The organism is Vibrio splendidus 12E03 (assembly GCF_000272105.2).
Taxonomy (GTDB): domain Bacteria; phylum Pseudomonadota; class Gammaproteobacteria; order Enterobacterales; family Vibrionaceae; genus Vibrio; species Vibrio splendidus_I.
Genome location: NZ_AJZD02000132.1, coordinates 1 through 15495 on the forward strand (window position 1 = coordinate 1; position 15495 = coordinate 15495).

Here is a 15495-nt window from a genome sequence, read left to right on the forward strand (position 1 = left end):
AGCTTCACTTTCGGTTTGAGCAGCTGATTCTGCTTGTTGTGCTTTCTTCGCTTTAGCGCGAGCAATTGCTGCAGCGACTGCGTCTTTCTTAGCGTCGCCAGAACTTTTAACCGGCGCTTCACTTTCGGTTTGAGCAGCTGATTCTGCTTGTTGAGCCTTCTTTGCTTTAGCGCGAGCGATGGCTGCAGCGACAGCATCTTTCTTAGCATCGCCAGTACTTTCACCTGGAGCTTCAGAAGCTGATTCCGCTTGTTGAGCTTTCTTTGCTTTAGCACGAGCGATAGCTGCAGCAACAGCATCTTTCTTGCCATCACCTGAGCTTTCTGCAGGAGTATCAGCTGCTGCTTGTTGTGCCTTGCGCTCTCGAGCTTGTCGTTTGCGCTCTTCACGCAGTTTAGACATTTCAGAGTTGTCTGGTTCAGCGCCTTCCGCTTTTTGAGCTGCAGCTTGTTTCGCTTTTGCCTTCGCAATAGCGGCAGCAACCGCAGGTTTCACTGCTGGCTCTTCATTCGGAGCCTGATCCGTAGCAGCTTTTTGTGCTTTAACACGAGCAATCGCAGCTGCAATCGCATCATCACCATCCGCAGATTTCATATCTTTACGACGGTTGTCAGCTGCTTTCTTGAAGCGGTTTTCACGTTCTGCTTTGTCACGCTCCATACGAGCGTTTTTCTCTTCGAAACGAATCTTGGCGCGCTCTGCGGCTGTCGCTTCGTCTTTTCTTGTTTTGATTTCGGCTTTCGCTTGGCGATAGTACTGAACAAGAGGAATTTCACTTGGGCAGACAAACGCACAAGCACCACATTCAATACAGTCTTTAATATTTAGCTCTTCGCACTTATCTAACTCGTTGGCTTTTGCATGCCATTGCAGTTGTTGAGGAAGAAGTGATGCGGGGCAAGCTTCAGCACATGCACTGCATCGAATACATTCCATCTCGTAAGTGCTTGGTGAAATCTCACGACGCGTTGGCGCTAAAATACAGTTCGACGTTTTAGTGATTGGCACATTGGCATGCGGCAAGGTAAAGCCCATCATCGGGCCGCCCAAAATCAAACGTGGCAGTTTTTTATCCGCTTTGTAGCCAAATTCCTCTAGTAACTCGTGTACTGGTGTACCTAATAGCGCCCAAACGTTACGAGGTTGCTTAAAGGTTTTACCGGTTAATGTCACAACGCGGTTAACCACAGGTTCGCCGTCAATTACCGCTCGCTTAATCGAGTAAAGAGAGCCGACGTTCTGAACCAAAACACCAATGTCTGCAGGGATGCCGCCAGCTGGAACCTCTTTGTTGGTGAGGATCTTGATAAGTTGCTTCTCACCACCAGAAGGGTATTTGGTTGGGATAACACGAATGACGATATCTTTGTCTTTCGCAGCAATCTCCAGTGCTTTTATCGCATCTGGTTTGTTGTCTTCAATGCCGATAACCGTCAGCTTTGGTTGAAGGATGTGTTCAACCACTTCGATGCCTTTCAATACTTCTTCGGCATGCTCTTGCAGCAACTTGTCATCTGAGGTGATGTAAGGTTCACATTCCGCAGCGTTGATGATCAAAATATCAGTGCGACCTAGACCTGATTGAAGCTTCTTAGCCGTAGGGAAGCCTGCGCCTCCCATGCCTGAAATACCAGCTTGGCGAATCACATCAAGCAGTTCATCGGATGTCTTTGTAGAAAAATCTTCAACTGGATTTTTTTCAATCCAAGTGTCTAAGCCATCAGGTTTAATAACCACGCACATTTCGCTCAAGCCTGAAGGATGAGCGGTGGTTCGTGGTTCGATAGCGGTAATCACACCCGATGTTGGTGCGTGTACAGGTAACGTAAAACCTGTATCTAAGGCAGTAAGTTGCTGACCTTTTAGCACAGTGTCGCCAGCAGTAACCAATAGGTTACCCGGCTTACCGATGTGCTGTTTCACAGGAAGAACGATTTCTTCTGGAAGCCTTGCATGAACGATATCAGTAGTATTCGACTGTTTCTTGTTTTCAGCAGGGTGTACACCGCCTGGGAAGTTCCAAATAGAGCCCGTGCGAATTTGTTCAATTAAAGAGATCATACTAACCCTATGCTTTAGGCTCTGACGCGGTCGCATCAGTTGCTTGGTTAGTGATATCAGTAACAGGAATGATGTTCATCTGCCATTTCCAATTTTCAGTCGTTGTTGCCACTGGAATCATTTCGATACAGTCAGTAGGGCACGGTGCGACACATAGATCACAACCTGTGCATTCATCTTTGATTACTGTGTGCAGTGCCTTGGTGCCACCAACAATGGCATCAACAGGGCAGGCTTGAATGCATTTGGTACAGCCAATACACATATCTTCATGAATGAAGGCAACGGTTTTTACTTTGTTATCTAAGTCATGAGCGGAGTCTTCAACTTCTACGCCCATTAAATCTGCAAGCTTCTCAATCGTAGCTTGGCCGCCGGGAGGACATTTGTTGATCTTGTCTCCGTTAGCGATCGCCTCTGCGTATGGACGACAGCCTGGGTAGCCACACTGACCACACTGAGTTTGCGGTAAAATGGTATCGATTTGATCAACGATAGGATCAGCTTCTACTTTAAATCGGATAGAAGCAAAGCCCAAAATAGCGCCAAAAACAGCGGCTAAAACGGCTAGCGCAATGATCGCAATTAGAATGGTACTCATGCTTATTTCACCAACCCAGTAAAGCCCATAAATGCCAGAGACATTAGGCCTGCTGTGATCATCGCAATTGATGCGCCTTTGAATGGCATTGGCACATCAGCAACTGCAATACGCTCACGCATCGCAGCAAATAAGATCAGAACAAGAGAGAAACCCACCGCAGCGCCGAAACCATAGATGATCGACTGAATGAAGTTGTGGTTTTCATTGATGTTCAAAAGTGCCACACCTAATACCGCGCAGTTGGTGGTGATAAGAGGTAGGAAGATACCCAATAGGCGATAAAGAGTCGGGCTGGTTTTGTGAACGACCATTTCCGTAAATTGAACAACTACTGCGATAACTAAGATGAAGCTCATGGTACGCAGGTATTCAATACCCAGAGGAGTAAGGATGTAGGTTTCTACTAGGTATGCAGATACCGACGCTAACGTCAGAACGAAAGTCGTCGCGAGGCCCATGCCAATCGCAGTCTCCAGTTTCTTGGAGACTCCCATAAATGGACATAGTCCTAAAAACTTCACTAGCACAAAGTTATTGACCAGCACTGTGCCAACCAACAACAAAAGGTATTCGGTCATAATGGATTAATTCTTGAGATTCCGATCCCGATATTATCCTGCTTTGCTCACCTAATAACAACCAAGGATCACTAGGGATTTAGACACTTGGTGAAAAAATCAACGGGTAACCGTTTGATTAAGATGGATCAGGTTAAGTATAGGTGGGTATTTGCGGGGAATGAAAAATAAGATCAACTCAATGATAACTCATCGAATCAATCCTATTTTCTTTGTTGTAAAAAGTGTCGAGGAACGAAATGACTTAGTTTTTATTACCCTGAGCTTTCTCAATTAATGTTTCGAACAGAGGCTCTGCGCACCAAAATTGGCATAAATAGCTTATGTTCCGGGTGCTCTTTTGGCTCGTCACTTGCGAGTTGCAGAGAGAGCTTAACCGCTTGATTAGCCATGACTTGAATTGGGTAGCGAATGGTGGTCAATCTAGGGTAAATAAAGCGAGCAATGTGGCCGTCATCAAAACCAATAACTGACATATCTTCTGGAATACGAACGCCATTTTCTTGTAATAACGCCAAACAGCCTGCGGCCATGTAGTCGTTGTACGTGGCAATGGCAGTGATATCTGTGTTTTTTGCCATTAAGTTAACCATGGCTTGCTCACCGCCTAGTTCGTCAGGTTCACCATATTCGATGTACTCATCGTTCGATTCAATACCGTGATCTTTTAATGCATCCAAATAGCCACCTAAGCGGTCGTGAGCATCTTCAATATCGTGACTCGAGCAGATGTAACCAATGTGTTTGTGGCCGTTTTTAATCAAATACTCGGTCGCGATGTAGGAGCCGCGGCGGTTGTCGAGAGCAATACAACGGTGTTCGATATCGGGAACAATTCGGTTGATGAGAACCAAGCCGGGTACTTCATTCGCTAGCTTAACCAATTCTTCGTCGCTAATGCCTTTGCTATGAACGACGAGTGATTCGCAGCGGCTGTTGATCAGCAGGTTAATCGCATTACGCTCTTTGGTGGCGTCATGGTAGCCACTGCCAATCAGTAACTGCTTTTCTTGCTCACTTGCCACGGTATCAATGGCTTTGATCATCGAACCGAAGAACGGGGCAGAAACATCATTAACCAGTACACCAATCGCGTTTGAAGATTTGCTGACCAATGCACGAGCGTTGGCATTTGGGCGATAGCCGAGTTTTTCCATAGCGGCTTTTACCGCCGCAATTGCGGTTTCACTGGTGTGAGGTGCATTGTTGATTACTCGAGAGGTGGTCGCGATTGATACGCCTGCTTCCTTCGCAACATCTTTAATGGTAGCCATTCCGCTCTCTTATTCTGAATATAATGCTGTGTGCTGGTGGTTGGACATTTAACAACGGATAGTTAGCCAATTCAAATACTAAACATCAAATATGACGAGGTTTGATGGTTTATTTTTAGTTGGCTGATTAGTTTGAAAATAAAAAGCCAAGCTCTAGATTTGAGCTTGGCTTTTGAGTCACATTGGCGTGTGGACTGTTGTCGTTTGAACTGCTGTCGTGTGAGCTGTTGTCGCGTGAAGTAAGGTAATCACAGGTAACCCAAAGTAATAGGGAACCAAGTGGCTTTAGAGTAAACCATTTGGTCCGAATCTACTTACGATGCGCTTGTTAGCGTAACCTGATAACGATATTGATTGTCGGTGAGTTGAAACTCTTGGTGAACACTTGGACTCCAAGAATCATCACCACCAACGCCCATATGTTGGTGATCAACGCGTACATAGATTTTCTCTTCACGAGTCAGGTCATTGGTATGCTTAGCATCCGTTAATTGTTGCTGGCTGTACTGACTCACACTGAATGAAAAATCGCCTTCGATCCCGATATTTCCCACATTCAAGTTTTTGGTTCCGCAACGTAACCCGCTATCGGTTGGGAATATATACGGCGTGTGCATTTGATTCAGTGTTTGTTTGTGTAAACCGAATCGAGCAGCAGCCAAACGGTCTGGATAGTTTTCAAAAGGACCTAATCCCTGCCACGAAACTGGAGTTTCATTGGCTGTTTCGATGGGTAAAGGCAGCTCCATTTCAAGGCCAATGCGCGGCATCGGTGGTAAGTGATCGGCTAAGTTGACATCAACCGCGATAATCATTTCGCCTAGGTTATTTAAGGTGTATTGCCATTTTGTAATCGCTTGGATTTGGCCATTAAATTGGTAGGCGAATACTGACGTCACTTGTACTGAGTCTACGAGTGCTTGCACGGCACAACTTGTACACTGGCGTTCCCATTGACCAATGCCTGCAAGTTCCCAGCGACAAGCCCATGCATTTGGATCGATGTTGTCTATCTCACTGATACCAATATCGTTATCAAGTGGTGCGCGATAGAAGTTATCGACAGGTGCCTTGATAACTTGCGGTTGTCCATCAACGATCCAGTGGGTCAACAATCCACTCTCTGTATCCCATTGCCATTGATGTATTTCATCTAGGCTAGACACGATGACTTTATTGTCTTGCTGATGTAACTGAGGAGCCAAAGCATTTGCCGTGCTAGGGAATTGCAAGCCAGCATGGTTACGTAAAGCAAACTGCTCCATTGCACACACATGGCCTTCTTCTGCCCACTTGGTTGAATGAGTCAGGGTAATATCGGTATTGAGATGATATTCGACTTGTGCTTTTGGCGTGAAAGCAAGGTCAATGACCAGCTCTTGTTTACTATCTTCAGCAACGGATAATACTTGTTGCCCCGATTGAATCACGATGCCATTTTCGAGCAATTGCCAGCGTAAGATTTCATTGTCAGTCGCTCGGAACAGGTTTTCATTGGTTACCGTTAGGCGGCATTGATCTTCAGTTTGCTCTGCTAACGTCACAGTGATCATTCTCTGGCAGTATTTCGCCTCTTCTAAGGTCGGATGTACGCTGCGATCTGGGAAGATCAAACCGTTGATACAGAACTGTCGGTCGTTGATTATGTCGCCAAAATCTCCACCGTAGGCCCAGAAGTGTTCACCGTTTTCATCCCACTGACTTAATCCTTGGTCAACCCAATCCCAGATGAAACCGCCTTGTAGGCGAGGGTATTCTCGGAATGCATCCCAGTAATCATTAAAGCTCCCTAAACTGTTACCCATTGCATGCGCGTATTCGCAAAGGATCAGTGGGCGTTGCTCATTAGGTAAAGAAACCCATTTCTTGATAGACCATTTTGGAACCGCATCGTCTTCGATAGTGCTGTTAACTCGTGCGTACATTGGAGCAATGAGATCGGTCGCTGTAGTATTTGAACCACCGCCTTCATACTGTACAGGGCGAGAAGGGTCGTACTGTTTCGACCAAGCATACATCGCATTGTGGCTGCTGCCGTGCCCTGACTCGTTGCCCAAAGACCAGATGATAATTGAAGCGTGGTTTTTATCACGCATCACCATTTGTGTGTAGCGACTCATATACGCGTGTGCCCATTGTGGATCGGCAGACAAGCGATTCATCGGCTGCATGCCGTGTGTCTCGATATTTGCTTCATCACACACATATAAACCGTATTCATCACACAGTTCGTACCATCTAGGGTGGTTAGGATAGTGAGCTGTGCGTACAGAGTTGAAGTTGTACTGCTTCATTAGACAGATATCACGGATCATATCTTCTTCCGTCATCACATGCCCCAACTCTGGGTGATGCTCATGACGGTTTACGCCGCGAATCAGTAGCGGTTTGCCGTTTAGCTTTAGCTGACCGCCTGTCATTTCGACTTTACGGAAGCCAACTTGATAAGCTTCACTTTCTAGGTAGTTACCTTGTTCATCGAGCAATGACACGACAATTCTGTAGAGGTTAGGAACTTCTGCGCTCCATTTCTTGGGATCTCGAACATGCAGAGTTTGGAATACCACATCATCGTAGGTGCCGCGCTCATCAATTCGTCGATTATGAGGACGATCAATATGTGGTTCAGTCACTGCATTTTCACCGTCAAACAGTTGAACCTGAACTTGGTAAGTGTCTGGTGCAGTAATCTTGGTGACAATAGACAGTGAACCATCGCGATAGCATGCGTCTAAGTCCGGTGTAACGAACACATCTTCAATGCACTGCTTTGGTTTAGCTAGTAAGGTCACATCACGGAAAATACCGCTTAGCCACCACATATCTTGGTCTTCTAAATAGCTACCATCACACCAACGTATCACCATAACAGACAGCGTATTATCGCCAACAGTTAGGTACTGAGTTAAGTCAAATTCGGCAGGTAAACGGCTATCTTGGCTGTAACCAACCCAATTGCCATTGCACCAAAGATGAAAGGCGGAATTGACGCCATCAAAGATAATACGTTGGGTGTTCTTTAGGTCATTTTTAGTCAACGTAATTTGAGTGCGGTAACAACCGGTTGGGTTTTCTTCCGGTACAAACGGTGGGTTCACTTCAAATGGGTATTTTACGTTGGCGTAGATAGGTTTATCGTAGCCTTGCATTTGCCAGTTCGATGGTACGGTAATCTCGTCCCATTGTGAGTCATTGAAACTTGTTTCGATAAATTCACCGTCAACTTGTTCAGGTGCATCAAAGTATTTGAACTTCCATTGTCCATTAAGAGATTTGCGTTGTGACTCGATGCCGTCTCGAGCGTGCTTAAGGTTGCGGTAGCTTGATAATGGGCTGTGCGCATTAAGGCAGTGGATATTCACAGACTGTGGGTTTTCCCAATCGCGTCTTTGGATGATGTTTGAAAATGCCTTCATGGTATTCCTACTCTTAAAGTGTTCAATATTGGTAATAATTCTATTAAGTCATCGGTTTTTTTAAGCTGTGATGACCGTTATCAAATCGTTGGTTTTGCGTATTGTTCTGCGTATTGCTCTGTTGGCCTATTGAGCTATTGAGCTATTGAGCTATTGAGCTATTGAGCTATTCAGCGAGCTGTTTTAATAAATAATCTTTTGCTTCGGGCATACCCTGTTCGGCCGCTTGATTAGCAATAAATGCGGCTTGTTTGATGTCATTGTTGTTTAGGGCTTGGTCAATGTCCTTTTGGATATTCAGCCATTGCGCCTTTTGATTGGTTTCAACTGTCTGAGTTGATGGTTGAGAAACTTGCGTTGAACCTATGGTTTCGGGCTCATTGTTGGATGAAACGCCAAGCTCAGCCAATAGGGTCAAAACCGCACTGTTTGTTGATTTGCTTGCCGTAACATCAATGACACCTACGCTGCTCAACGTCGCAGTCAGCGGCAGTTGCTTATTGCCAATAATCTGCTGAGATTCTGAATACAGATCTTCAGGATGAATTCGATTGATGGCGCTATCTAACTTAGTGCTATCGGCGCTGACCACCATAAATTGCGCGTTGTCTCGTTGAGGTTCGAGTGCAATTGATGCTTCAATTCTTTCTAACCCTTGCATCGCTGTCGGGTAGTAAGTGAAGTCGTTAGTACTGTATTGACCAAGCAGTCGCCATTGTTTGTCAAAGACATAGATAGACGGTGCGAATAACGCATCATTTTTAATGTATGAACGAATGAGTAAGGACAGCGATTCTGTCGTGTCACTGATTTGGTACGCGATGGTCGGAAAGCGTTGGCTATCCGCTTGTGTATTGTCATTTAACAATGAAGAGGAAAGGGTCGGTAAATGACCGTCCATAATCACTTGTTGGTGGAAAGGAACAGACAATTGCGTCATGGGCAGCGCACTTAGCTGAGAACAGCATGCGCTGTCATTGAAATCAGTCTTAAGTTCCTTTTCAGGTATTCCGCTGCATGCGCTAACGGTGAGTGCCGCGACAATGATTACCAATGATTTTAATTTCATCTGATTGCTACCTTAGTAAAGGGGAAAACATCGGCTTTCCCCGTTAAATTGCTATTCCAGTGTTGAGCGTCAATTCGTTGATTGAACAGACGCTCGGCTGTGGTGGTTTACCACCAAGTTTCTACGTTGAAACCAAAGGTAATCTCGTCAACAGTCTCGGCGTTGATGCTTGTTGCCGTTCCATAAGTCTCGTTACCACGATCCCATTCGTTGTTGGATTCAGAGTAAGTCGCGAAGATACGGATAGATGGGCGAGCCCATACGCCTTTGCCAGCTTGGAACATTTGAGCGACAGTCACTTTGTACATATCATTGATGCCTGAGCCGTTTTGTGCTTCTACCGTTTCGTAACCGACTTCAAGTGCTGTCGAAATATAATCTGTCCAAGCATATTGAGGACGAGCACCCACACTGAACCATTTCTCACCATCGTTGTTATCTAGGTTGTTATCTTGATAAGCGATGGAGTACATGACTTGAACATCTTCACTGATATTTAAGTCACCGTGATTAAATAGACGCCAGCTGTAGCCATCATGTTCGACGCCAGTGCTGTACTTTTTGTTTGAACCACCTTCAGCACTCATTAATCCGCCAGCTAAGGCATCAGTACCGTATTGGAAGGCCAAGGTGTTTGAACCGTAGTTCCAAGCTTGACGGTAAAGAGCAGAGAGCATTGCGCCAGAAGTAGTAATGTCTTTATCGTCGTAGCTCGAGTTTTGCGTGGTCACGTAGTTCAAACCAAGAGTAAGATCCGCTGTGTCACTCAATTCAATCCCGCTTAAGCGAGCATCAATATTGTGAAGACTACGCCCATCGTCACTTGAAGAATTTGGCGCCATCCAGGCCAAATGTGCATCCGCAAACCCTAGATCCCAATCTTCAATACCTAAACCCGTACTGGATGTATCCCAGTACTTAACATCAATCATGTGGACTTCATGGCGACGATAAAAACGTTCTCCGGCCCATACTTTCGCGTTAGGTTGTCCTTCGATAAGGCCATGGCCTGCTGACCAAAGCTGAATCGTACTTACGTCTCCCCAGCTATCACCACTACCTAGATAAATCGTGGTATCAAAATAAGCGTCATTGTCACGCCATACATCGGCTTTCACACCCGCTTCCCACCAGTTCAGTTCATTACCTAAACGGTAGTTACCGTAACCTTGGCCTGCTCGAATAACGTCGTTTCGTTCTCCTTTGCCATCGTTATGTTGGTCATTGTCGGTGTAGATGTTGCCCCATTTCGCATAACCAAAATACGTTACGTTTTCCACTGCAGCGAAGCTGATTAATGGGGTGAGGGCCAGAGTGAATCCTAATGCTTTAACTAGCATTTTTTGTTTCATGAAGTGTCTCCATTATTTTTTATTTATGGATATTTTTATGTTTGAGTCCTAACTCGAGCGAGAGTGTAAATAAACAATGGAAACGTTTTCATGATGAGGTTGGCATTTTTACGCTATTGATGGGTTTGTGATTATTTTGTGTGATTTTGATCTGATTATTGAGCTTGTAGTGGCGGTTTTATAGAGGTTCCTGTGGGTTTTTAATGGAACCGTTTTCTATTTCAGAGGTGTTGAAGGGGTTGGTTGTGCGTTAGAACTGAAGTTGCTCGTTGTGTTCGAACATAGGTAATCGTGATGTAAGGCTAGAGATAGCAAGGGATTAGGGGGGGGGGAGGGGAAAAGCAGCCCAGTCAATGATAACTGGGCGTGTGAGACAAGGAAGCAAGTATCAAATTCAATGCCGAAGCCAGGCTACAGGCACTGCGTTCTATACCGTCAAGCTGGAATGTAAAAGTTAGGACCCAGGGAGACACTTCGTAGTTGTACTCTAAAGGTTAAGAATACGAGTGTGGTGTGGTGAGTTCAAGAGGAAATGTGTGTGAGCCAATTTTCTAATTACAGAGCTACCATAAAGTAATGAATTTTAAGGATTTAATTGTTGTTAAACTCCTTTTATTTTAACGTTATAGCGCTTTATTTGATGTGGAATATCCCTATTCATTGGGATCAGGAGTATATGCGTTGAGATGGTGGTTAGCATAAATCTTTGAATTAGGGGGCATTATTTTAATCTATTAATCTCAAAATATTTAATGGAAACGTTTTCATGATTTTGGGTTTGATCACAGAAACTCTCAGCTCAATAATTATGATACGGGGTAATTAAACGCGTTAAGGTTAAATAAAATGACGAATAAATCCCTAATAGAAATTACGGGTAAAGACTCGCAACTGATCGTTGAACTTGGTGATTTCGCCGAAATTCTGCATTGGGGAGTACCAGTTCGTGGCGATCTAACGAACTTTCGTGTTTCTCTTCAAAGGCCAGTTCCTTACGGTCGCCTTGATAATGATGTCGCTATGTCGCTGAGCCCAGAGCTCGGACGCGGTGTTTTCAGCAGTCCGGCATTAGAAGGGCACCGAGACGGATTGGACTGGGCTCCTGTTTTCTGTATTACGGATATTCAACAAACACCATCTAGCCTAATCATTGAGAGTGAAGATGCGCGTGCAGGCTTACGTTTAACAACTGAGTTATGCCTCGATAAACATGACGTTGTGAAATCTCGTCACACCTTAACCAACGTTAAAGCCGGCCTTTATCAGGTGAACCGTCTCGCTAATACTTTGCCATTACCAGCAAGAGCTAATGAGTTGATGACGTACTACGGCCGCTGGGTACATGAGTTCCAAACGGTGCGCCAGCCCTTACAACAAGGGGGCTATCAACAAGAAAATCGTCGCGGACGAACGTCTCATGAACATTATCCAGCGATGGTTGTCGGTACCGCCAACTTCAATGAAATGGCAGGTGATGTGTGGGGCGTTCACTTCGCTTGGAGTGGTAACCACAGATTGCGCGCTGATGTAAAAGCAGACGGTCGTCGCTACGTGCAAGCGGAAGTTATTTATCTACCGGGCGAGATTGCATTGGATGAAGGTGAAAGCTTAACGACACCTTGGTTGTATGCCAGTTTCAGTTCGGAAGGCTTAAATGGAATGAGCCATCAGTTCCACTCCCATGTGCGTGGTTCGATCTTGCCGGAGTCTTTCGCACAAAAGCCTCGACCTATCCATCTTAATACATGGGAAGGCATCTATTTTGATCATGATCCTGATTATATTATGTCGATGGCTAGCCAAGCCGCGAATATGGGAGTAGAGCGTTTTATCATTGACGATGGCTGGTTCAAAGGGCGCTGTGGAGACAAGGCTGCGCTAGGGGATTGGTTCTTAGATGAAGAAAAATACCCAAGTGGTTTAGAGCCGATAGTTGAACACGTTAATCAATTAGGTATGGAGTTTGGATTGTGGTTTGAACCTGAGATGATCAATAAGGATTCTGACTTATACCGAACCCACTCAGACTGGTTGCTCGCGGTGGACGGCTATGACCAACCAACGGGTCGCAATCAATATGTTATCAATCTTCAGAATCAACAAGCATTCGACTTTTTGTTTGAGCGTCTTGACCACTTCTTAAGTAAGTACAACATTGCTTACATTAAGTGGGATATGAACCGAGAAGTTGTACAACCTGCGCATCTAGGCAGGGCTGCGGCCCATCAACAAACCGCTCGTTATTATGAGTTGGTCGACAAAGTCCGAGAGAAACACCCTATGGTTGATATTGAATCGTGTGCGGCTGGTGGTGGTCGTATCGATTTTGAGGTTCTTAAGCGTACGCAACGTTTTTGGGCTTCAGATAATAACGATGCCTTAGAAAGACAAACGATTCAGCGCGGGATGAGTTACTTCTTCCCTCCTGAGGTAATGGGAAGTCATATTGGTGCGAGCCACTGCCACAGCACTCGTCGTCGTCATAGTATTGAGTTTCGTGGCCTAACAGCACTGTTTGGTCATATGGGGATTGAACTAGACCCTGTGAAAGAAGTTCAAGAAGAGAAACAGGGCTTTGAACACTACATTAAGCTACATAAGATGCTGCGGCCGTTACTGCATAGCGGGAGAACTTGGCGAGTTCCAACGGATGATAGTGCCCATAAGATCCATGCGGTCGTTTCCGAAGATGTGTCAGAAGCGGTGGTGATGATTGCACAGCTGGCGATGCCAACCAATTCGTTGAGTGGTCATTTGCGCATACCTGGGCTAGATCCACAAAGCCTATACAAGGTCTCCGTGATTGATAAACCGTCAAATTACGATGATATTGTAAATTATCAACCGCCATGGACAGAGTCTGGCTGTGAATTATCAGGTGCTTGGTGTGCCGAGGTGGGGCTGACGATGCCAATACTTGACGCAGAAACAGCGATGCTGATTAAATTTGAACGTATCGAGTAAGTTTTAGCATAGACCTTATATTTGACGAACCGCGTAGGTGAAATTACGCGGTTTTTTATTGCCTTCAATAAGCCGTCATGAAGTATCTAATCAATTTGATGTGCCCTTATAGATTGGAGAACTGTAGGTATTCCCAGCGTGATACTGCACTTATGTAATCGTTCTCATGCGTTACTTCACACTACGAACTGTTTTGAGCACTTTAATTAGCGATATTCTCTATCAATTCGAGGGTTTTATTGTTCGATCTCTCACTTTAGATATTTGACTGAAAACGTTTCCATTGAGTGGTTGTTGATCACAGTATCTGTGCGTTGGAATGGTTACATTAGCGTCGGACTTGATACTTGAGTGTTTTAAGAAGCGACCACAGAGTGGCTCTAAAACAGAACTTGAGTGGATAAATTATTATAAATAAAAGGTAAGCGTTTCAGCGTCTGTTAGGAGATGAAGTTACGCGCCTGAAGGAAATACTATGTCTGATCAAATTACTCTACAAACCAAATTATCGTATGGACTTGGGGCTTTAGGTAAAGACTTTGCCTGTGCTCCAATCTACATCTTTTTAATGTTTTACTTCACTGATGTTGCTGGGCTGTCAGCGGCATTTGTGGGTACTATCTTTTTGGCCGCGCGCATTGTCGACGCGGTGACCGACCCAATGATGGGCGTTATCGTTGATAACACGCGCTCTAAGTTTGGTAAATTCCGTCCTTGGATAGTGATTGGAACTCTGTTAAATGCTGTAGTGCTTGTTGGCCTTTTTAGTACGCATATGTTTGAAGGCACTACGTTATACATTTATGCAGCGGCTGCTTATATTCTGTGGGGCCTTACCTATACTATTATGGATATTCCATACTGGTCTTTGATTCCTGCACTATCGAGCTCTCGTCAAGAACGTGAAAAGCTGGTTGTTTGGCCACGATTGTTTGCTAGCTTGGCGTGGTTTATTACGGGTACTTACGGGTACTTACGGGTTACACATTGTCGGTAAACTGGGTGATGGCGACCAAGGACAAGGTTTCTTCAACGTTGCTATGTTGATTGCTGTGCTGTTCGTGATGAGTGCATTCTTGATTGCTCGCAACGTAAAAGAAAAATCTGCACCAGCAAATGCGAAACCAGCTGAGCGTTTCAGCTTTAAAGATGTAATGGTTATCATTGGTAAGAATGACCAACTAAAAGCACTTATTGGTACCGTATTGTCGTTCCAAATAGCAAACTTGCTGGTGGGTGGTTTTGCGATTTACTACTTCTCTTACGCTTTAGGCAACGCTGACTTGTTCCCCGTTTATATGATGGTGGCAGGTATCGCTGAAGTTGCAGGCGTATTCTTGTTCCCTCGTATTGCATCAGTGTTACCACGAAAGCACCTATGGGTTATCGCTTGTGGCTTCCCAGTGCTGTCTTGTATCACTCTACTTATCATGGGCTTTATCGCTCCAGGTAACGCGATTCTAATCGGTATCGCAGGTGCTGCAATCAAGTTTGGTGTGGGTATCGCTAATGCATTGCAAACTGTAATGCTTGCCGATGTTGTTGATTACGGTGAACACAAAACAGGTCGTCGCAGTGAGAGTGTTATCTTCTCTGTTCAAACGATGCTTGTTAAGTTTGCAGGCGCGGCTGGTGGTTTTATTGTTGGTATGGGCTTGTCTGTGGTGGGTTATGTACCAAACGTGGAACAGTCTGACAGCACTATCATGGGGCTGCAGTTTATGATGGTAGGTTTACCAGCGATTCTAATGACGGTAAGTGCTCTTGTTTACAAGCGCTACTACCACCTGCATGAAGGATTTGATCAAGACCAAGCCGGTAAAGAGACTCAGACTCATGTTGTTACAGCAGAAGCATAACCGCTAAAACGACGTCTCATCTAGAATAACGCTCAGTTTAGTCACTAAGCCCAAACGCCTCCTTGTGAGGCGTTTTTTATGGATGTTAGCTAATCAAAGCTGTGCCTGTAGAGCTTTTGTTTCGACTAAAACGCAAAAAGCCGCATCGAGTGATGCGGCTTCTTTAAATTTGGCCCCCTTGTCGAGACTTGAACGCGGGCGGCTAGGTTTGTGACATTAACTCGGAACAAGTTAGTCGCAGTTATATACGAAAAAAGCCCAATCTTTCGATTGAGCTTTTTTCTGAATTTGGCTCCCCTTGCAAGACTTGAACTTGCG

Annotated in this window: 8 protein-coding genes and 1 pseudogene; 2 read left to right on the forward strand and 7 right to left on the reverse strand. The window is 45.0% G+C overall.

Annotation, left to right across the window (positions count from 1 at the left end):
• The 7 genes from rsxC to A142_RS10220 all read right to left on the reverse strand — a co-directional run.
• A partial coding sequence (gene rsxC / locus A142_RS10190) for an electron transport complex subunit RsxC (protein WP_019820907.1) occupies positions 1 to 2061 on the reverse strand: 2061 nt, incomplete at its 3' end.
• 7 nt (positions 2062 to 2068) lie between these two features.
• Complete coding sequence (gene rsxB / locus A142_RS10195) at positions 2069 to 2662, reverse strand: electron transport complex subunit RsxB (protein WP_004734040.1); 594 nt, start codon at positions 2660 to 2662, stop codon at positions 2069 to 2071.
• Between the two features lie 2 nt (positions 2663 to 2664).
• Positions 2665 to 3243 (reverse strand): electron transport complex subunit RsxA, encoded by a 579-nt coding sequence (gene rsxA, locus A142_RS10200; protein WP_004734039.1) that lies wholly within the window; start codon positions 3241 to 3243, stop codon positions 2665 to 2667.
• Between the two features lie 269 nt (positions 3244 to 3512).
• Positions 3513 to 4517 (reverse strand): substrate-binding domain-containing protein, encoded by a 1005-nt coding sequence (locus A142_RS10205; protein WP_019820909.1) that lies wholly within the window; start codon positions 4515 to 4517, stop codon positions 3513 to 3515.
• Between the two features lie 314 nt (positions 4518 to 4831).
• On the reverse strand, positions 4832 to 7933 hold the full coding sequence (locus A142_RS10210) for a beta-galactosidase (RefSeq protein ID WP_019820910.1): 3102 nt from the start codon (positions 7931 to 7933) through the stop codon (positions 4832 to 4834).
• A gap of 166 nt (positions 7934 to 8099) precedes the next feature.
• Positions 8100 to 9002, reverse strand: a complete 903-nt coding sequence (locus tag A142_RS10215; RefSeq protein WP_019820911.1) for a MalM family protein — start codon at positions 9000 to 9002, stop codon at positions 8100 to 8102.
• Positions 9003 to 9109: 107 nt separating this feature from the next.
• Entirely contained in the window at positions 9110 to 10354 is a 1245-nt protein-coding gene (locus tag A142_RS10220; RefSeq protein WP_019820912.1) for a carbohydrate porin, read from the reverse strand.
• 846 nt (positions 10355 to 11200) lie between these two features.
• On the opposite strand from A142_RS10220, the gene A142_RS10225 reads away from it, so the two are divergent.
• On the forward strand, positions 11201 to 13318 hold the full coding sequence (locus tag A142_RS10225; protein ID WP_019820913.1) for an alpha-galactosidase: 2118 nt from the start codon (positions 11201 to 11203) through the stop codon (positions 13316 to 13318).
• 475 nt (positions 13319 to 13793) lie between these two features.
• Positions 13794 to 15177 (forward strand): annotated as a pseudogene (gene melB, locus A142_RS10230) (melibiose:sodium transporter MelB).
• Positions 15178 to 15495 lie beyond the last annotated feature (318 nt).